The 19,104-nt window shown below is 67.4% G+C and carries 13 protein-coding genes; 7 read left to right on the top strand and 6 right to left on the bottom strand.

What is annotated here, in order from left to right; translation table 11 throughout:
- Positions 1 to 3: 3 nt before the first annotated feature.
- The 3 genes from AC0J42_RS14765 to AC0J42_RS14755 all read right to left on the bottom strand — a co-directional run bounded on the left by AC0J42_RS14765 (position 4) and on the right by AC0J42_RS14755 (position 4,009).
- A complete protein-coding gene (locus AC0J42_RS14765; RefSeq protein WP_416424297.1) occupies positions 4 to 2,415 on the bottom strand; it encodes a TonB-dependent siderophore receptor in 2,412 nt (803 codons plus the stop codon).
- Between the two features lie 116 nt (positions 2,416 to 2,531).
- Positions 2,532 to 3,476, bottom strand: a complete 945-nt coding sequence (locus AC0J42_RS14760; RefSeq protein WP_473006735.1) for a DUF4880 domain-containing protein — start codon at positions 3,474 to 3,476, stop codon at positions 2,532 to 2,534.
- Positions 3,473 to 4,009 (bottom strand): sigma-70 family RNA polymerase sigma factor, encoded by a 537-nt coding sequence (locus AC0J42_RS14755; RefSeq protein WP_416424295.1) that lies wholly within the window; start codon positions 4,007 to 4,009, stop codon positions 3,473 to 3,475. Before AC0J42_RS14755 ends, AC0J42_RS14760 begins: the two co-directional genes overlap by 4 nt.
- Positions 4,010 to 4,187: 178 nt before the next feature.
- Here AC0J42_RS14755 and AC0J42_RS14750 point away from each other — a divergent pair, with 178 nt between their 5' ends.
- Complete coding sequence (locus tag AC0J42_RS14750) at positions 4,188 to 5,012, top strand: SDR family oxidoreductase (RefSeq protein ID WP_473006734.1); 825 nt, start codon at positions 4,188 to 4,190, stop codon at positions 5,010 to 5,012.
- 9 nt (positions 5,013 to 5,021) lie between these two features.
- Here AC0J42_RS14750 and AC0J42_RS14745 read toward each other — a convergent pair whose 3' ends face one another.
- Entirely contained in the window at positions 5,022 to 5,924 is a 903-nt protein-coding gene (locus AC0J42_RS14745; protein WP_473006860.1) for a LysR family transcriptional regulator, read from the bottom strand.
- Positions 5,925 to 6,222: 298 nt separating this feature from the next.
- On the opposite strand from AC0J42_RS14745, the gene AC0J42_RS14740 reads away from it, so the two are divergent.
- From AC0J42_RS14740 to AC0J42_RS14725, 4 genes are all read left to right on the top strand, one after another.
- Positions 6,223 to 7,362 (top strand): efflux RND transporter periplasmic adaptor subunit, encoded by a 1,140-nt coding sequence (locus tag AC0J42_RS14740; protein WP_473006733.1) that lies wholly within the window; start codon positions 6,223 to 6,225, stop codon positions 7,360 to 7,362.
- Between the two features lie 3 nt (positions 7,363 to 7,365).
- Positions 7,366 to 10,518, top strand: coding sequence for an efflux RND transporter permease subunit (locus AC0J42_RS14735; protein ID WP_473006732.1), 3,153 nt, complete (start codon positions 7,366 to 7,368; stop codon positions 10,516 to 10,518).
- Positions 10,518 to 11,900 (top strand): AdeC/AdeK/OprM family multidrug efflux complex outer membrane factor, encoded by a 1,383-nt coding sequence (gene adeC / locus AC0J42_RS14730; protein ID WP_473006731.1) that lies wholly within the window; start codon positions 10,518 to 10,520, stop codon positions 11,898 to 11,900. The genes AC0J42_RS14735 and adeC overlap by 1 nt, the downstream gene beginning before the upstream one ends.
- A 63-nt stretch (positions 11,901 to 11,963) precedes the next feature.
- Positions 11,964 to 13,682 carry a thiamine pyrophosphate-dependent enzyme gene (locus tag AC0J42_RS14725; RefSeq protein ID WP_473006730.1) on the top strand — a complete coding sequence of 573 codons (1,719 nt, stop codon included), beginning with the start codon at positions 11,964 to 11,966 and terminating at the stop codon, positions 13,680 to 13,682.
- A 6-nt stretch (positions 13,683 to 13,688) separates the two neighbouring features.
- Here AC0J42_RS14725 and AC0J42_RS14720 read toward each other — a convergent pair whose 3' ends face one another.
- Both AC0J42_RS14720 and AC0J42_RS14715 read right to left on the bottom strand, forming a co-directional pair.
- A complete protein-coding gene (locus AC0J42_RS14720) occupies positions 13,689 to 14,378 on the bottom strand; it encodes an LrgB family protein (protein WP_473006729.1) in 690 nt (229 codons plus the stop codon).
- On the bottom strand, positions 14,375 to 14,848 hold the full coding sequence (locus AC0J42_RS14715) for a CidA/LrgA family protein (protein WP_416424288.1): 474 nt from the start codon (positions 14,846 to 14,848) through the stop codon (positions 14,375 to 14,377). The genes AC0J42_RS14720 and AC0J42_RS14715 overlap by 4 nt, the downstream gene beginning before the upstream one ends.
- 111 nt (positions 14,849 to 14,959) lie before the next feature.
- On the opposite strand from AC0J42_RS14715, the gene AC0J42_RS14710 reads away from it, so the two are divergent.
- On the top strand, positions 14,960 to 15,859 hold the full coding sequence (locus AC0J42_RS14710; RefSeq protein ID WP_473006727.1) for a LysR substrate-binding domain-containing protein: 900 nt from the start codon (positions 14,960 to 14,962) through the stop codon (positions 15,857 to 15,859).
- 166 nt (positions 15,860 to 16,025) lie between these two features.
- Entirely contained in the window at positions 16,026 to 19,085 is a 3,060-nt protein-coding gene (locus AC0J42_RS14705) for a PAS domain-containing hybrid sensor histidine kinase/response regulator (RefSeq protein WP_473006726.1), read from the top strand.
- The last annotated feature ends 19 nt before the right edge of the window (positions 19,086 to 19,104 follow it).

Here is a 19,104-nt window from a genome sequence, read left to right as displayed (position 1 = left end):
GGCTTAGAACTCCAGCGTCGAGGACAGGATGAACTGGCGCACATCGCCCATGGAGATGAAGTACTGGTTGACGCTGGAGGTGTAGTAGGTGCGGTCGAACAGGTTCTTGACGTTCAGCGACAGGTTCACCTTGTGGCCGTCCAGGTGCGTGTCGTACGAGGCGAAGGCATCCACCGTGGTGTAGGCCGGCAGGTAGAAACTGTTGGCCGAGTCCCCCGGGCGTTCGCCCACGTAGTGCGCGCCGCTGCCGACCCGCAGGCGGTCGCCGCCAAAGATGTTGCCGAAGTCGTACACCGCAGACAACGAGGCGGTCTGGCGTGCGGTGTTCCACAGGCGGTTGCCCTCGTACAGCTGGTCCTTGGTGGTGATGGCGTCCAGGTAGGCGTAGCTGCCGATCAGGCTCCAGGCGTCGGTGATCTCGCCGCTCACGTCCAGCTCCACGCCGCGCGAACGGGCCGCGCCGCTGGTGCGCCAGTCGGTGGTGGCGGTGGCGCTGTTGTACTGCGAGACCAGCACGTTCTTCTTGTCGATGTCGAACAGCGCCAGGGTGCCGGTGATGCGCCCCGGGATCTCCAGCTTGGCGCCGATCTCATAGGACTTGGCGTGCTCGGGCAGCACCGAGGAATCGATGGTCACGCCGCTGGACAGCTGGGCGATGCTGGAGGTCGGCTTCAGCGACTCGGTGTAGCTGCCGTAGAACGACAGCATGTCGTTGTACTGGTACACCAGGCCGGCGCGGGGCAGGAATTTCTGGCCGTTGATGTCGGTGTTGGCCTTGAACGGGCGGCCCTTGCCGGCCAGTTGGTCGTACATCTGGTAGCGGCCACCGAGCACCAGGGTCCACTGGTCGGTGAGGTGCACGGCGTCCTGCAGGAACAGCGACTGGGCGCGCAGCTTGTCGGTCTGGTCGCTGTCGCTGGCCGACACGGTGGAAGACGGGCTCAGCTGGCCATACACCGGGTCGTAGACGTTGAAGCCGCTGGTGGGTGTCTCGCGCAGCAGGTCGGCGCGGTAGATCTTGCGCTTCTCGTTGTCGGCGCCGAACTGCAGGTCGTTCTGCAAACCGGCCACGCCAACGCTGCCTTCCATCGAGGCAATCACGTAGCTGTCGGTGCTCACCGCGCCGTGGGTGGCGTCGTTGCTGCGGGTGGCGGTGCCGTCGGCGGCGATCTTGGAGATGCGCAGCTGGTTGGCGTCGTAGGTCTCGCGGTTCCAGCTGTAGCCCAGGTGGCCCTTCCAGTTGTCGTCGAACTGGTGGTCGATCAGCAGCTGGGTCAGGTCCGAGCGGCCTTCCATGGTGTTGAACTTGTCGTCCAGGCGCTCGGTGCGCGGGATGTCGAGGATCTTGCCGTTGCTGCCCAGCGCCGTGCCGCGGTCGAAGGGCGTCAGGTACTCGCGGTGCTCGTAGGACAACACCGCCTGGGTGTCGTCGCCGTACCAGGCCAGCGACGGCGCCACCAGGGATTCGCGGTGGGTGCCGAAGTTGCGCCAGTAGTCCTCGTCCTCGTAGTCCACCACCAGGCGGTAGGCCAGCGGCGTGTCGCCGATCGGCCCGGTGCTGTCCAGGGTGCCGCCGCTGCCGTCACGGCCGTGGGCGTAGCCCGAGGCGCGCGCGGTGATGGCGTTGTAGGCCTGCAGCGACGGCCGCTTGCTGACCACGTTGACCACCCCGCCGGGGTCCATGATGCCGTACAGCAGCGACGACGGGCCCTTGAGCACCTCGACGCTGTCGGCGGCGGCGTTGTAGCCGCGGCCCTGCACCAGCGGCATGCCGTTGTGCATGATCGAACCGTCGCGGTTGCCACCGAAGCCGCGCTTCATGATGGTGTCCTGGGTGGACGCCAGGGTGTTGCCCTGGGTGATGCCGCTGACGTTGGCCAGGGCGTCGTCGAGGTTGCGCGGCTTCTGGTCGCGCAGCACTTGGCTGGTGACCACGTTCACCACCTGCGGGGTGTTCAGCGTGGGTTTGTCGCTGTGCAGGATGGAGCTCGAGGTCGGCGGCGCCGGCTGGTAGCTGGTGTTGATGTCGGTGCTGGAGTCGATCTCGGTGGCGCCCAGCTGCAGGTCGCCGCTGGCCACCAGCACGTAGGCGCCATTGGCCTGCTTCTGCGCGGTCAGCCCGGCGCCGCCGAGCAGCACGGCCAGGGCGCCGTCGACGCTGTAGTCGCCTTCCAGGGTCGGCCCGGTGCGGCCATCGGTGAGCTGGGCGTTGCCGGCCAGCTCGATGCCGGCCTGCTGGGCGAAGCGCGCCAGTTGCAGGGTGAGGTTGCCTGCGGGCACGTGGAACGTCTGCACCCCCTGGGCGGCCTGGGCGCTGGCCATGCCCAGGGCGGCCACGCTGCCGAACGCCAGGGGAATGACCATGGCCAGGGGCGAAAGGTTGAATCGACGGGTGCGTTTTTGGATCGAAGACATGAGGCCGGTTCCGCAACGTTGGGTAGGTGAAATGGCGTGCTTTCCCTGACACCGAACGAGGCCCTCGAAAAGGGAACCGCGTGTTGAAAAAAAGTTTTCCCAGGCGCGCCCGTGGCTCAGGCGCGCGCCTCCAGGCTGACCCACCAGGGCAGCACGCGGCTGACCCGCACCGGCAAGGCGCTGGCCAGCGACGCCAGCGCACGGTCGGTATCACGAATGGAAAACGTCCCCACCACCGGCAGCTGCGCCACCCGTGGGTCGCAACCCAGGTAGCCATGGCGGTAGCGCGCCAGCTCTGCCACCACCTGCCCCAGCGGCGTGCCGTCGGCCACCATCACCCCGTTGACCCAGGCGCGGTGTGCCTCGTTGGCCGGCAGCAGTGGCCCCAGGCCCTGATGGCCGACGCGCAACTGCTGGCCCTGTTGCACGCGCTGGCTGCGGCCATTGCAGGCCACCTCTACCACGCCGGCGTACACGTCCAGGCACAGGCCGGCTTCGGCCAGGCGCAGGTTGAACAGCGCCTGCTGCGAGGTCAGTTCGGCCACCGGCGTGGTGATGCGGAAGGTGGCGCCCCGGCGCTGTTGGTCATCCAGCAGGATCTCGCCGCTGATCAACTTGAGGCCGCCGTCGCGCTGCAGGTCCACGGCGCTCAGGGTGTTCAGCCACAGCTGCCCTCCCCCGGCCAGCGCCACGTGGCGGTGCTCGCCCGTGCGGGTCGCGTAATCGGCGAACCAACCGCTGCCGCCCGCGTCCAGCGTGCGCCAGCCCAGCCAGGACGCCAGCCCCAGGCCACCCAGCGACAGCAGCGTGCGCCGCCGGCTGATGCCGGCGCTGCCACCTGCCCGCAGCGCCGCCAGGGCGCCGTGTTTCTCGGCGCTGTCGCCGAACTGGCCAAAGCGCCCGCCCACCCGTTCCACCAGGCTCCAGGCGTGGCGGTGCTCGGGGTGCTGGTCATGCCAGTGGCGCCATTTGGCCTGGTCCTGCTCGCTGGCCCGTTCCGAGCGCAGCAAGGCGTACCAGGCGGCGGCCTGCTGCAGCACCTGGTGCTGGGAATGGCTCATGGCGCCAGGCCCGCTTCCAGCAGCAGGCACTGGAACATCGCCTGGGCCATGTACTTCTTCACCATGCGCTCCGACACCTGCACCCGCGCGGCAATCTCGCGGTAGCCCAGGCCATACAGCTGGGCCAGCAGGAACGCCTCGCGCGCCTTGCCCGGCAGGCGCCGCAGCATGGCGTCGATTTCCTCCAGCGCCTCCAGCACCAGCGCGCGGTATTCCAGCGACGGCTCGACGAACTCCGGCTGCGCCGCCAGCGCCTCCAGCCACGCCCGTTCGATGCGCTGGCGTCGCCACTGGTCGATGCACAAGCCCCGCGCCACCGTGCACAGGAATGCCCGGGCATCGCCGCTGCCGGCGAACTGGCGCGGCTTGAGAAGCAGGCGCACGAAGGTGTCGTGGGTCAGGTCGGCGACGTCCGCGGCGTTGAAGGAATGGCCGAAACGCCGGCTCAGCCAGTGCTGCAGCCACCCACCATGATCGACATAGAGGTGGCCGACGTCAGCGGCAGACGGGGCGCAAGGGCTTGGCGTGGACAAGGGCGGATCAACCAGGGGTGCGAATGAAGGTGCGGATAATAACCACTCTCATAAAAGCTGTCGACGGCTGCCTGGGGCTGCACTGCTGAATGGCGTTCACAAGGGTACGCGGCGCTGGCCCTCTAATCGTCACCGGCCTGCTGCCCTATAGTGCCGGCACAACGTTCAGGAGGCAGTCATGACAGAAGTAACCGTGGTAATCGGCGCCGGCTCCATCGGCCAGGCCATCGCCCGCCGCGTCAGCGCCGGCAAGCACGTGCTGTTGGCGGACCTGCGCCAGGCCAACGCCGACGCGGCGGCCAAGGTGCTGGCCGACGCTGGGTTTGCCGTGAGCACCGCGAGTGTCGACGTGGCCTCCCGGGCCTCGGTGCAAGCCCTGGTGGCCACCGCCGTGGCGCTCGGCGACATCACCGGGGTGGTCCATGCCGCCGGCGTCTCCCCTTCCCAGGCGCCGCCGGCCACCATCCTGGCCGTGGACCTGTATGGCACCGCGCTGGTGCTGGAGCTGTTCGGCGAGGTCATCGCCAAAGGCGGCAGCGCCGTCGTCATCGCCTCGCAGTCGGGCCATCGCCTGCCCGCGTTGTCCCAGGCGCAGAACCGAGCGCTGGCCCTGACCCCGACGGACGAGCTGCTGGCGTTGCCCATGCTGCAACCCGACCAGGTCACCGACCCGCTCAATGCCTATCAGCTGTCCAAGCGCGGCAACTCGCTACGGGTGGCGGCCCAGGCCCTGCGCTGGGGCAAGCGCGGTGCGCGGGTCAATACCATCAGCCCGGGCATCATCTTCACCCCCCTGGCCCGGGACGAGCTCGACGGCCCGCGCGGCGCCGGCTACCGCGCCATGATCGCCGCCAGCCCGGCGCAGCGCGGCGGTACGCCCGACGAGGTGGGCGCGGTCGCGGCCTTGTTGATGGGCCCTGAAGGCACCTTCATCACCGGCAGCGACCTGCTCATGGACGGCGGGGTGACGGCGCACTATTGGTACGGCGACGCCGCCAACTAAGGCCGGCCCCTACCCTTGAGTGCGCACCCAGTCGCGCAGCGCCTCGGCGAACAAGCGCAACGCCAGCGGCGGATGGCGGTTGGCCGGGTAGTAAAGGCAGGCGCCGGGGTAGTACGGGCCCCAGTCGGGCAGCAGGTGCACCAGCCGCCCGTGCCGCAGGTGCTCCTCGACCTGCTGGCGCGGCAGCCAGGCAATGCCGATGCCCGCCAGCGCCGCCTCGGTCATCAGGTTGAGGTTGTCCATGGTCATGGGCCCGTCTACATCGAGACTGGCGCTGCGGCCCAGGTGCTCTAGGTCCCAGCGCAGCAGCGCGCCGCTGGCGAAGCGAAAGCGAATGCAGCGGTGGGCCTTGAGGTCTTCAGGGGCTTGGGGCGCCGGGTGCCGGGCCAGGTAATCGGGCGAGGCCACCGCAGCAAAACGCACGTCGGGGCCGAAGCGCACGGCGATCATGTCCTTGGGCACATCGTCGAACAGGCGGATGCCGGCGTCGAAGCCCTCGGCGACGATGTCCACCAGGCGGCTGTCGGCGGTGCACTCGATATGGATGTTGGGATGCGCTTCAAGGAACCGCGGCATCACGTGCCGCACCAATAACGTGAAGGACGATTCCGAGGCGCTGAGGCGAATGGACCCCGAGGGTGTGTTGCGTGCCGAGGTCACCTCGTTGACCGCGCCCTCCAGGTCGTCCAGCAGCGGCTGCACGCGCTGGAACAGCTGCTCACCGGCTTCGGTCAGGGCCACCGAGCGCGTGGTGCGGTTGAACAGCCGCAGCTCCAGCCGAGCCTCCAAGCCACGCATGGCATGGCTCAGCGCCGACGCCGAAACGCCCAGCGTACGCGCCGCACCGCTGAAGCTGCGTTGCTGGGCGATGGCCACGAATGCCGTCAACTCCGGGAGCCCTGTTCGAATCATCAGCGACTGCGCCCACACCGTCCAATTGACCTGCAGTGTATCTGCCGCGCCGCTGATTGCGAAGGCGGGCATTGATGAGCACAGCTCACATCTTCATTCACGATATCGGCATTATTCAACTCAATACCCGCTGGTAACATGCGCCTCGACTGACAACGCCCCTCCCTGACATTGCGCGCCGCAACGGCGCCCGCTTGCCCCAACCACAACAAACACCGTTTTTTCCTTGCTGGTCCTGCCCAACTTTTTATTGCTCCTGACAGCGCTGCCTGCTGTCCGGGCCCGTTTCGAGGTTTACATGCAACTCAAACCAATAGCCCCCGCACTCGCCTCGGCGATTGCCATCGTCACGCTGCTCAGTGGCTGCAACAAGGAGCAGCCGGCTCCCGCCAAGGCCCAGGTGCCGGAAGTCGGGGTGGTGACGCTGCAGCCTGGCACCGTCAACCTGTCCCAGGACCTGCCGGGGCGCACCAGCGCCTACCGGGTCGCCGAGGTGCGGCCGCAGGTCGATGGCATCGTGCTCAAGCGCTTGTTCCAGGAAGGCAGCGACATCAAGGCAGGCCAGCAGCTGTACCAGGTCGACCCGGCCACCTACGAGGCCACGCTGGCCAACGTGCAGGCCAGCCTTGAGCAGTACCGCTCGCTGGCCACCCGCTACCGGCAGCTGATCGACGAGCAGGCCGTCAGCAAGCAGGAATACGACAACGCCCGCGCCCAGCAGCTGCAGGCCGAGGCGCAGGTGCGCAGCGCCCAGATCAACCTGCGCTACACCAAGGTGCTGGCGCCCATCAGCGGGCGCATCGGGCGCTCCGAGGTCACCGAGGGCGCGCTGGTGGCCAACGGGCAAACCACCGCCCTGGCCACGATCCAGCAGCTGGACCCCATCTACGTCGACGTTACCCAGTCCTCGGCCGACATGCTCAAGCTGCGCCGGGCGCTGGACGCAGGCCAACTGCACACCCAGGGCGGCACCAAGGCCAAGGTCAGCCTGACCCTGGAAGACGGCCGGCTCTACCCGCAACAAGGCACCCTGGAGTTCTCCGAAGTGTCGGTGGACCCCAGCACCGGCTCGGTGACCCTGCGCGCGGTCTTCCCCAACCCCGACCGCCTGTTGCTGCCGGGCATGTTCGTGCACGCGCAGATCCCTACCGGTACTGCGCAAAATGCCATTCTTGCCCCGCAACTGGGTATTACCCGCGACCTCAAGGGCCATTCCACCGCGCTGGTGGTGACCCCCGACAACAAGGTCGAGCTGCGCGAACTGACCGCCAACCGCACCATCGGCACCCAGCTGCTGGTGGAAAACGGCCTGAAGGCCGGCGACAAGGTCATCGTCGAAGGCCTGCAGTTCGTCAAGCCCGGCGCTGAAGTCGTGCCTCATGAAGTCAAGGCAACCCTGGTGTCCGACGCCAGCGCCCCTGACGCGAAAGCGGAGTAACCCATGTCCAAGTTTTTCATCGACCGGCCCATTTTCGCCTGGGTCCTGGCGCTGGTGATCATGCTGGTGGGTGGCCTGGCCATCCTCAAGCTGCCGATCAACCAGTACCCCAACATCGCCCCGCCGGCCATCGCCATCCAGGTCAGCTACCCCGGTGCCTCGGCGCAGACCGTGCAGGACACCGTGGTGCAGGTCATCGAACAGCAGATGAACGGCATCGACCACCTGCGCTACATCTCCTCGGCCAGCAACGCCGACGGCAGCATGCAGATCATCGTCACCTTCGACCAGGGCACCAGCCCCGACATCGCCCAGGTGCAGGTGCAGAACAAGCTGAGCCTGGCCACCCCGCTGTTGCCCCAGGAGGTGCAGCAGCAAGGCCTGCGCGTGACCAAGTACCAGCAAAACTTCATGATGTTCGTGGGCCTGGTGTCCACCGACGGCAAGTCGAGCAAGGAAGACCTGGCCAACTACATCGTTTCCAACATGCAGGACCCGATCTCGCGCACCCCGGGCGTGGGCGACTTCCAGGTGTGGGGCACCCAGTACGCCATGCGCGTGTGGATCGACCCGGCCAAGCTCAACCAGTACCAGCTGACCCCGGTGGACGTGACCGAGGCCATCCAGGCGCAGAACGTGCAGATTTCCTCCGGCATGATCGGTGGCTTGCCGGCGGTGAAAGGCACGGTGTTCGACGCCACCATCATTGGCAAGACCCGCCTGCAAAGCGCCGAGCAGTTCAAGGAGATCCTGCTCAAGGTCAACCCCGACGGCTCGCAAGTGCGCTTGAAGGACGTCGCCACCCTGGGCCTGGGCGGTGAAAACTACAGCGTCAACGCCCAGTCCAACGGCGCCCCGGCCTCCGGTATCGCCATCCGCCTGGCCACCGGCGCCAATGCCCTGGACACCGCCAAGGCAATCCGCGCCACGGTGGACAAGCTCAAGCCGTTCTTCCCGCCGGGCGTGAAGGCGATCTACCCGTATGACACCACCCCGGTGGTCACCGAGTCGCTCAAGGGCGTGGCCCACACCCTGGGCGAAGCCATTGTGCTGGTGTTCCTGGTGATGCTGCTGTTCCTGCAGAACCTGCGCGCCACCATCATCACCACCCTGACCGTCCCCGTGGTGCTGCTGGGGACCTTCGGGATCCTGGCTGCCACCGGCTTCACCATCAACACCCTGACCATGTTCGGCATGATCCTGGCCATCGGCCTGCTGGTGGACGACGCCATCGTGGTGGTGGAAAACGTCGAACGGGTGATGGCCGAAGAGCATCTGTCGCCCAAGGAGGCGACGCGCAAGTCCATGCAGCAGATCCAGGGTGCACTGGTGGGTATCGCCCTGGTGCTGTCGGCGGTGTTGCTGCCCATGGCCTTCTTCGGTGGCTCCACCGGCGTGATCTACCGCCAGTTCTCCATCACCATCGTCTCGGCCATGGCCTTGTCGGTGTTCGTGGCGCTGGTGTTTACCCCGGCGCTGTGCGCCACCTTCCTCAAGCCCATTGACGAACACGCCCACGGCCAGCCCAAGCGCGGTTTCTTCGGCTGGTTCAACCGCCAGTTCGATGCGGCCACCGCCAGCTACGAGCGCGGCGTGGGAAGTGTCATCCGCCACAAAATGCCGGCCTTCATGGCCTACGCGCTGCTGGTGGTGGGCATGATGTGGATGTTCACCCGCATCCCCACCTCGTTCCTGCCCGAGGAAGACCAGGGCGTGATCTTCACCCAGGTGCAGACCCCGCCCAACACCTCCGCCGAGCAGACCCAGAAGGTGCTCGACCGCATGTCCAGTTACTTGCTGGACAAGGAGCACGGCGAGGGCAACGCCGTCAGTTCGGTGTTCACCGTCAACGGCTTCAACTTTGCCGGCCGTGGCCAGAACTCGGGCATCGCCTTCGTGTTGCTAAAGCCGTGGGACGAACGCAACGCCGACAACTCGGTGTTCAAGATTGCCGCGCGCGCCCAGCAGGAGTTCTTCAAGTACCGCGACGCGCTGGTGTACGCCGTGGTGCCGCCTTCGGTGCTGGAACTGGGCAACGCCACCGGCTTCGACTTCTACCTGCAGGACGAGGCCGGCGTCGGCCACGCCAAGCTGATGGAAGCGCGGAACAAGTTCCTGGAGCTGGCGGCCAAGAGCCCGATTCTCGCCGGCGTGCGCCCCAACGGCCTGCCCGACGAGCCGCAGTACCACCTGACCATCGACGACGAACGCGCCCGTGCCCTGGGCCTGTCGTTGACGGACATCAACACCACCTTGTCGGTGGCCTACGGCAGCAGCTACGTCAATGACTTCATCGACCGTGGCCGGGTGAAGAAGGTGTACGTGCAGGGCCAGCCCGACTCGCGCATGCACGCCGAAGACCTGGACAAGTGGTTCGTGCGCAACAGCAGCGGGCAGATGGTGCCGTTCTCGGCGTTCGCCACGGGCCAGTGGGTGTACGGCTCGCCCAAGCTGGAGCGCTACAACGGCGTGTCCTCCACTGAAATCCTCGGCGCCCCGGCCCCTGGCCACAGCTCCGGCGAAGCCATGGCCGAGGTCGAGCGCATCGCCCAGCAACTGCCGTCGGGCGTGGACATCTCGTTCACCGGCCTGTCCTACGAGGAACGCCTGTCCGGCTCCCAGGCGCCCGCCTTGTACGCCATCTCGATTCTGGTGGTGTTCCTGTGCCTGGCGGCGCTGTATGAAAGCTGGTCGATTCCCATCGCGGTCATCCTCGTGGTGCCGCTGGGCGTGATCGGTGCGCTGGTGGCCACCAGTCTGCGCGGCCTGTCCAACGACGTGTTCTTCCAGGTCGGCTTGCTAGTCACCGTGGGCCTGGCGGCGAAGAACGCCATTCTTATCGTCGAGTTCGCCAAGGAGTTGCACGAGCAAGGCCTGAGCCTGTTCGAGGCGGCCACCCAGGCCTGCCGGATGCGCCTGCGGCCGATCGTCATGACGTCCCTGGCGTTCATCCTCGGCGTGGTGCCACTGACCATTTCCACTGGCGCCGGCTCGGGCAGCCAGCACGCCATCGGTACGGGCGTCATCGGCGGCATGATCACCGCGACGCTGCTGGCGGTGTTCTGGGTGCCGCTGTTCTTCGTCAGCGTATCGACGCTGTTCAAGGGCGCGCGCAAGCCCAAGCCCGCCGCCTCCATCGAGAGTGAGACTGCCTGATGAGAAAGACCCTGATTGCCCTGGCGGTGGCCGTGAGCGTGCTCGACGGCTGCTCGCTGATCCCTGCGTACCAGCGCCCGGCGGCGCCGGTGCCGGCGCAGTACCCTCAGGGGGCCGCGGCTGCCGCGGCCGCCCCGCAAGGCTGGCGCAGCTTCTTCCACGACCCGGCGTTGCGTTTGCTGGTGCAGCGCGCCGTGGACAACAACCGCGACCTCAAGGTGGCGGTCCTCAACGTCGAGGCCTACCGCGCCCAGTACCGCATCCAGCGCGCCGACCTGCTGCCGGCGGTCAGCGCCAACGCCACGGCGACCCGCGCGCGCACCCCGGCCGACCTGTCCCAGAGCGGCGCGACCAGCGTCGCCGGCCAGTACGGGGTAAACCTGGGCGTCAGCGCCTATGAGCTGGACCTGTTCGGCCGCGTGCGCAGCCTGAGTGACGCGGCCCTGCAGACCTATTTCGCCCAGGATCAGGCCCGCCGCGCCGCGCAGATCAGCCTGGTGGCCAGCGTGGCCAACGCCTACCTGACCTGGCAGGCCGACCGCGAGCTGCTGGGGCTTACCCAGGACACGCTGGCCGCCTACGAGCAAAGCCTGCACCTGACCCGGCGCAGCAGCGACACCGGCGTGGCCTCGGCGCTGGACGTGGCCCAGGCGCGCACTGCGGTGGAAAGCGCCCGGGCCAGCCTGGCCACCTACCAGCGCCAGGTGGCCGAGGACGAGAACGCCCTGGTGTTGCTGCTGGGCGCGCCATTGCCCGCCGACCTGCCAGCGCCGCAGCCACTGGCCGCCAACCAGCTGGAAGAGGTGCCCGCAGGGCTGCCGTCAGACCTGCTGGCCCGCCGCCCCGACGTGCTGCAGGCGGAATACGCGCTCAAGGCCGCGAACGCCGACATCGGCGCAGCGCGGGCGGCGTTCTTCCCCAGCATCAGCCTGACCGCCAGCGCCGGCACCGCCAGTGCCAGCCTGGGCGGGCTGTTCAAGGGTGGCGCCGGGGCCTGGACCTTCGCGCCCGCCATCAACCTGCCGATCTTCAACGCCGGCGCGCTGAAGGCAAGCCTGGACTACGCCAAGCTGCAGAAGGACATCGGCGTCGCCACCTACGAAAAAGCCATCCAGACCGCGTTCCGCGAGGTCGCCGACGGGCTGGCGGCGCGGCAAACCTACCAGCAACAGCTGCAGGCGCAGCAGGACCTGGTGGCCGCCAGCCAGGCCTACTACCACCTGGCAGACCGGCGCTACCGCATCGGCGTCGACAGCCACCTGACCCTTCTGGATGCCCAGCGCTCGCTGTTCAGCAACCAGCAGGCGCTGATCAGCGACCGGTTGGCGCAGTTGCAGGCCCAGGTCAACCTGTACCGTGCCCTGGGCGGCGGCATGGGCTAAAACCTGAACTCCCCGGCGGGGCATGGTGACTAACCTGCTGTGCCCCTAAACCGAGGAAACCCCATGCCCAGCAAAAAAGTCGCCGACGTGGTCATCGAAACACTCCAGGCCGCCGGAGTCCGCCATTGTTACGGGATTGTCGGCGACACACTCAACCACGTCACCGATGCCATTCACCGCAGCGACATCCAGTGGGTGCACATGCGCCACGAGGAGGTCGCCGCCTTCGCCGCCGGCGCCGAGTCGTTCATCAGCGGGCGGCTCACTGCTTGTGCTGGTTCGTGCGGGCCTGGCGGGCTGCATTTCATCAACGGCGTGTTCGAGGCCCAGCGCAACGGCGCGCCGATGGTGCTGATCGCCAGCCAGGTGATCACCAGTGAGCTGGGCATGGACTTTCCCCAGGAGGTGGATTTCAAGGCTATTTATGGCCCCTGCACGGTGTTCTGCGAGCAGGTCTACACGCCCGGCCAGGCCCGGCGGGTCACCGCCCTCGCCGCCCAGACCGCGCTGAACGAAGGCGGCGTGGCGGTGATCATCCTGCCGTCGGACATCAGCATGGCCGAGGTCAAGGATGACCTGCCCTTCGCCGCGCACCACCCCCGCCCGCAGAGCCAGCCCAACCCCGACGAGCTGGCGCAGGTGGCGGCGTTGCTGGCCGCCGGCAAGAAGGTCTCCATCTATGCCGGGTTCGGCTGCGCCGGTGCCCACGACGAGCTGCTGGAGCTGGCGCGGCTGCTCAAGGCGCCCATTGCCCACACCTCGCGGGCCAAGGATTTCGTCGAGTACGACAACCCCTACAACATGGGCATGACCGGCGTGTTCGGCGTCGAGTCGGGCTACCACGCCATGATGGAGTGCGACACGCTGCTGTTGCTGGGGGCCGACTTTGCCTGGAAGCAGTTCTACCCGCAGAAGGCCAAGGTCATCCAGGTGGACCGCAAGGGCGCGCACCTGGGCCGCCGCCACCCGGTGGACCTGGGCGTGGTGGGCGATGTGCTGCCGACCTTGCGCGCGCTGCTGCCGCTTATCGAGGAAAAAACCACCGTGGCCTGGCTGGAGGAATGCCTCAAGCACCGCCAGGACACTTTGAAGACCTTGGCCCACGACCAGCGCCACACCGACGGCGAACTGATTCACCCCCAGTACCTGACCCACCTGCTGGACACGCACGCCAGCAGCGATGCGCTGTTCACCGCCGACGGCGGCTCGCCCATGGTGTGGGTGCTGCGTCATATCAACGTCAACGGCGCCCGCCGTACCCTCACCAGCCTGCGCCACGGCACCATGGCCAACGCCATGCCCCAGGCGCTGGGCCTGCAGAAGGCCTACCCGGACCGCCAGGTCATCTCGCTGTCGGGCGATGGCGGCCTGGCCATGCTGCTCGGGGATTTGCTCACTGCGGTGCAGGAAAAGCTGCCGATCAAGGTGGTGGTGTACAACAACGCCTCGCTGAACTTCGTGCAGATCGAGCAGAAGGTCGAGGGCCTGCTGGACAACTACACCGACCTGCACAACCCCGACTTTGCCGAAGTGGCGCGGGCCATGGGGCTGTGGGGGCGGCAGGTCAGCGAGGGCGCCGAGCTCGAGGAGGCCGTGCAGGCATTCCTGGCCCAGCCAGGGCCGGCGCTGCTGGACGTCAAGGTCAACCCCGAGGAGCTGGTGATGCCGGCCAAGGTCGAGTTCGCCCAGGTGGCCGGCATGGCGCTGTACTCGGCCAAGGCGGTGTTGGGCGGGCGCGGCGGGGATGTGAAGGACCTGCTGGTGAACAACTTCCTCAAGTGAGGGCCGTCAGCCCAGCAGCATCGCGATCGCCGGTGCCAGCACCACGGTCAGCACGCCGCTGAAGATCATCGTCAGGCTGGCCACCGCGCCCTCCTCCGGGCCCACGGCGCGGGCGATGCTCAAGCCAAAGCCATGGGCCGCCGCGCCAAACGGCGCGCCCCTGGCCACCCGCGAGCGCAGCGGCAGCAGCGTCAGGATCACCTCGCCCAGCACAATCCCGAACAGCCCGGTGATGATCACGAACAGCCCGGTCAGCTGCGCCGTGCCGCCCAGGTGCGCCGAGGCCTCTACCGCAAACGGCGTGGACACCGAGCGGGCCAGCAGGCTGCGGGCGATGTGGCTGTCGATGTGCAGCGCCTTGACCAGCAGTTCGGTGGTGGCGATGGACACCACGATGCCCGCTACGCTGCCCAGGCACAGGGCCAGCCAGTATTTCTGGATCAGCCGCCGTTGCTGGTAGATCGGCAAGGCGAAGGCCACGGTGGCCGGGCCTAGCAGCCACACCAGCCAATGGGCGTCCTGGAAGTACAGCGGGTACGGCGTGGCAGTGACCTGCACCAGCACGATCAACAGCAGCGAGGTGACGATGGCGGGCATCAGCCACACGCGCTTGTAGCGCTTGTAGACGGCCTGGTTGGCGTAGAACAACCCTACGGTCACCAGCAGGAACAGCAGCGAGATCAGCGACGCGCTCATTGTGCCAACTCCTGTGGGCCGGCCACCGGGCGCTTGCCGCGCTGTGCGGTCAGGCGCTGCAACTGGCGCTTGCGGGTCCAGGCGCACAGCCACTCGACGGTGAAGGCCGTGGTCACCAGCACCGAGACGAAGCCCACGCCGATGGCGACCATCAGCTTCAGGCCTTCGCTTTCGAACAGGCTGGTGTACTGCACCACCGACACCACCAGTGGAATGAAGTACAGCAGCATGTTGGCCAGCAACAGCTCGCCGCCCTGCTCGAACAGGGTCGGCTTGACCACCCCGCTCAGCAGCAGCGCCACCAGCACCAGCAGCCCGAGGATGCCGCCGGAAATGGGCAGGTGCGCCAGTGTGGCAACCCGGTCGGCCAGGGACCAGACCAGTATCAGCAGCAGGATCTGGCCGATGATTTGCAGCCAGCGCAGCGCGGTCCGCGAGGGACGTGAGGGAGTAAGGGGGCGGGTCGACATGGGGCGTTCCAGGGTGCAATGAACCAGGTGAAGTGACGCCATGCTAGCCAGTTGACCTTGAAAGATATAATGAATTAACTTCATCAAAATCATGCCAATCTGGAATGCATCATGGACATCCGTGCCCTGCGCTATTACGTGGAAGTGGTCGACCAGCAGAGCTTCACCCGCGCCGCCACGCGCCTGCACGTCACCCAGCCGACGGTGAGCAAGATGGTCCAGCAGCTGGAGCAGAGCTTTGGCGTGGCCCTGCTGGCCCGCGACGGCAAGCGCTTCCAGGTCACCGATGCCGGACTGGTGGTGTTGCAACGGGCCCGCGAGATCATCGCCCTGCACGACGCCATGAAGGTGGAAGTGCGCGACCTGCAGCAGATCGAGCGCGGCGTGCTGCGCATGGGCCTGTCGCCCTTCACCCACACGGTGTTGGCGCCGGTGCTGGCGGCGTACCACGCCAACCACCCGAAAATCGAGCTGAAGCTGTTCGAGATCGGCAGCAACGCCACGGTCGCCGACCTGCGCGACGGCGCCCTGGAACTGGGGACTTTGCTGGATTTTCCGCGGGTGGCCGACATCTGGGCCGAATTCGACTCGCTGCCGCTGTTCGAGTCGCCCTTGTGCCTGCTGGCCCCGGCGCAGTCCGTGTGGCAGGGCCGCGACTTCGTCGAACTGCGCGAGCTGGCCGACTGCGACTTCATCTTCTACGGCGATGCCTTCGCCCTCAATGACCTGGTCACCGACGCCTGCGCCGAGGCCGGTTTCGTGCCGCGCATCAGCGGCCGCAGCGGCCAGTGGGACTTCATCGCCTCGCTGGTGGGCCTGGGCGTGGGCATCGCGCTGCTGCCGCAGATGTACTGCCAGACCCTGCGCCCCGAGCAATTCACCATCGTGCCGGTGCGCTCGCCGGCGCTGATCTGGAAGCTGGTGCTGGCGTGGCGGCGCAATGGCCAGCTGTCGTTTGCGGCCCAGGCGTGGCTGCAGCTCGCCAGGACCCTGCTCCCCCAGCGCGCCTGACGCGGCCTGTGGGAGCTGGCTTGCCAGCGAGCTGTTGGGGCCAGAAAAGCTCGCTGGCAAGCCAGCTCCCACAAAGACAATGCCGAAGTCTGCGTCCGCCACCCTGACGCGGCCTGCCGGCCGCTGCTACATTGTTAACAACGATTGCGCCGCGCAAGGGTCTACGATGGCCGCAGAGATTACCGCCGCCAGGCTGCGGAGCAACCCCGGCTGGGCCATTGCCGCCCTGGCGCTGGGGCTGGTGCTCACGGGACTGGCGGTGTGGCAGCGCCTGGACACCAACCAGCAGGAACTCGACGAAGCCGTCGCCCAGCAGGCCAACCAGATTGCCGACCGGGTGGTGGAGCGCCTGACCTTGTACCAGTACGGCCTGCGCTCCCTGCGCGGGCTGTGGCACACCGTGGGCGTCGATAGCCTCAGCCCCGCGCAGTTCGCCACCTACAACGCCACCCGCAACGTGGTGCTGGAGTTCCCCGGCGCGCTGAGCTTCGGCATCGTGCGCAAGATCTCCGCCGCCCAGGTCGCCAACTTTACCCAACAGGCGGTGCAGGAAGGCGAAACCGCGTTCACCGTGCACGGCTTCGCCCCCCACGACGGCGACGTCTACGTGATCCGCTACGTGCAGCCACCCGGCCCGCGCAACATCGCCCAAGGCCTGGACATCGCCTCCGAGCCCAACCGCCGCAAGGCCGCCGACGCCGCCTTGCTCACCGGCGAGCCGCAGCTTACCGGCCCCGTCACCCTGGTGCAGACCGAGGGCGAGGTGCGCCGTGGCTTCCTGATGGTGATGCCGGTGTACCAGACGCCCACCCCGCCTGACGGCTATGCCCAGCGCACCGCGCAGGGCATCGGCTGGACCTACGTGTCGCTGTTGATCAGGGACGTGCTCAAAGACCTGAACTGGCACAGCGCCGGCACCCAGCTGGAAATCGCCGACATCACCGACACCGCGACGGCCACGCCCTTCTATGTGCAGGCACGCAGCCCCGAGGATGCAAAGGCCGTGGCCAGCTCCAGCATCGAGCGGCAACTGTTCGGCCGCACCTGGCACATCACCCTCACGGTGTTCCCACCGTTCGTCCGCCAGTTGCACCCTACCCCGCCCGGGCTGATCCTGGCCCTGGGCCTGCTCAGCAGCCTGCTGCTGGCCCTGGTGGTGCAACTGCTGCGCCAGCGCCTGCTGCGCGACATCACCGAGCAGAAAGCCCACCACGCCAAGACGCAACAATTGGCCCAGGTGCTGGAAAGCGAGGTCAACCAACGCACCCAAGCGCTGCAAAGCCTGGACCTGCTGCTGAAAAACATCCTCGACGCCGCCACCGGCGTGTCGATCATCGCCACCGACCCCAACCGCATCATCCGCGTGTTCAACCGCGGCGCCGAGCGCATGCTGGGCTACAGCGCCGAGGAAGTCATCGGCCGCTTCACCCCGGAGCTGATGCACGACCCCGACGAGTTGCGCGCCCAGAACCAGCAGATGGCCGCCCGCTACGGCGGCGAGTTCAGCGGCATCGACGGCTACGTCGCGCAAACCCGCAACCAGGCCGAGCCGTCGGTGTTCCAGTGCCATTACCGGCGCAAGGACGGCAGCTACCTGCTGGTGCACCTGGTAGTGACGGTGATGCGCGACCACGCCCAGGCCATCACCGGCTACCTGGGCTTCGCCATCGACGTCAGCGCCCAGCGCGAGCTGGAAATCAACCTGCAGAAGGCCAAGGTCGAGGCCGACAAGGCCAACATGGCCAAGTCCGCGTTCCTGGCCAGCATGAGCCACGAGATCCGCACGCCCATGAACGCCGTGCTGGGCATGCTGCAACTGGCCGCGCAGTCGGGCCTGAACGCCGACCAGCAGGACTTCGTCAGCCGCGCCCAGACCGCCGCCACGCTGTTGCTGGGCCTGCTCAACGACATCCTCGACTATTCCAAGATCGAGGCCGGCAAGCTACAGGTCGACGAACACCCGTTCAACCTCGAAGAGCTGCTGCGCGACCTGGGCGTGGTGCTGTCCGGCAACCAGCCGCACAACGACGTCGAGCTGATGTTCGATATCGACCCGCAACTGCCCCTGGGCCTGATCGGCGACAGCCTGCGCCTGCAACAGGTGCTGATCAACCTGGCGGGCAACGCGCTGAAATTCACCTCGGCCGGCCAGGTGGTGATCAGCGTGCGCCAGGTGCGCCGCAGCGCCAGCCGCGTGGGCATCGAGTTCGCCGTGGCCGACAGCGGTATCGGCATGGACGCCGAACAGTTGGCGCGGATTTTCCAGGCGTTCAGCCAGGGCGATGCCTCCACGGCGCGCAAGTTCGGCGGCTCGGGGCTGGGGCTGTTGATCTGCAAACGGCTTACCGACCTGATGGGCAGCGACCTGCGGGTGGACAGCGAACCGGGGCTGGGCAGCCGCTTCTGGTTCGAACTGGGCCTGGCCATCGACCCAGCGCAACAGCCCGCCAGCCCGTTGCCGCCGTTGCAGGTGCTGCTGGTCGACGACAACCCCCTGGCCGGCGCCCTGCTCAAGCGCAACCTGGAAGGCCTGGGCTGGGCGGCCGAGCGCATCACCCGCCTGGACCAGGGGTTCACCCAGGCATTCGATGTGCTGGTGGTGGATTGGCGCCTGCTGGAGGCGCAGCCGCCCCAGGCGTTGGGCCCGCTGAAGGCCATCGAACAGCTGGTGGTGCTGGTGACCGCCTTCAGCCGCGACGCCGCCACCCAGGCCTTGCACGGCGCCGGGCTGCGGCCACCGCTGTTGCTGACCAAACCCCTGACCCCGCGCCAGCTGGCCAGGCACCTGGCCGACCTGCGCCCGGCGCCAAGCCACCCCCCAGCAAAACCCGCCGCCCCTGCCCGGCCCAAACGCCTGGCCGGCCTGCGGCTGCTGCTGGTGGAAGACAACGCGGTAAACCAGATGGTCGCCGCCGGCCTGCTCAAGGCCGAGGGCGCCAGCGTCGACCTGGCCGACTGCGGCATGGCCGGGGTGGAGCGCGCCTTGCACGCCCAGCCGCCCTACGACCTGGTGCTGATGGACCTGCGCATGCCCGACATCGACGGCCAGGAAGCCACCCGCCGCATCCGCCAGGCCATCCCGGCCGACCAGCTGCCCATTGTCGCCATGACCGCCAACGTCTCCGAACAGGACCGCGAACAGTGCCTGGCGGCGGGGATGAATGAACATGTGGGCAAGCCGATCAATCTGGAGCGGTTGGTGGAAGTTATCCGCAGGTTCCGTTAACCCCCCCCCGAACGCAGCC

This window comes from Pseudomonas sp. Tav-5-1A (genome assembly GCF_055755055.1).
This window is presented reverse-complemented; position numbering and strand designations above follow the sequence as displayed.

Excerpts from the sequence above, each read along its gene's own strand:
- adeC (WP_473006731.1), top strand. The coding sequence starts at position 10,518 with ATGAGAAAGACCCTGATTGCCCTGGCGGTGGCCGTGAGCGTGCTCGAC.
- AC0J42_RS14760 (WP_473006735.1), bottom strand. The coding sequence starts at position 3,476 with ATGAGCCATTCCCAGCACCAGGTGCTGCAGCAGGCCGCCGCCTGGTAC.
- AC0J42_RS14745 (WP_473006860.1), bottom strand. The coding sequence starts at position 5,924 with ATGATTCGAACAGGGCTCCCGGAGTTGACGGCATTCGTGGCCATCGCC.
- AC0J42_RS14740 (WP_473006733.1), top strand. The coding sequence starts at position 6,223 with ATGCAACTCAAACCAATAGCCCCCGCACTCGCCTCGGCGATTGCCATC.
- AC0J42_RS14710 (WP_473006727.1), top strand. The coding sequence starts at position 14,960 with ATGGACATCCGTGCCCTGCGCTATTACGTGGAAGTGGTCGACCAGCAG.
- AC0J42_RS14705 (WP_473006726.1), top strand. The coding sequence starts at position 16,026 with ATGGCCGCAGAGATTACCGCCGCCAGGCTGCGGAGCAACCCCGGCTGG.
- AC0J42_RS14750 (WP_473006734.1), top strand. The coding sequence starts at position 4,188 with ATGACAGAAGTAACCGTGGTAATCGGCGCCGGCTCCATCGGCCAGGCC.
- AC0J42_RS14735 (WP_473006732.1), top strand. The coding sequence starts at position 7,366 with ATGTCCAAGTTTTTCATCGACCGGCCCATTTTCGCCTGGGTCCTGGCG.
- AC0J42_RS14715 (WP_416424288.1), bottom strand. The coding sequence starts at position 14,848 with ATGTCGACCCGCCCCCTTACTCCCTCACGTCCCTCGCGGACCGCGCTG.
- AC0J42_RS14765 (WP_416424297.1), bottom strand. The coding sequence starts at position 2,415 with ATGTCTTCGATCCAAAAACGCACCCGTCGATTCAACCTTTCGCCCCTG.
- AC0J42_RS14720 (WP_473006729.1), bottom strand. The coding sequence starts at position 14,378 with ATGAGCGCGTCGCTGATCTCGCTGCTGTTCCTGCTGGTGACCGTAGGG.
- AC0J42_RS14725 (WP_473006730.1), top strand. The coding sequence starts at position 11,964 with ATGCCCAGCAAAAAAGTCGCCGACGTGGTCATCGAAACACTCCAGGCC.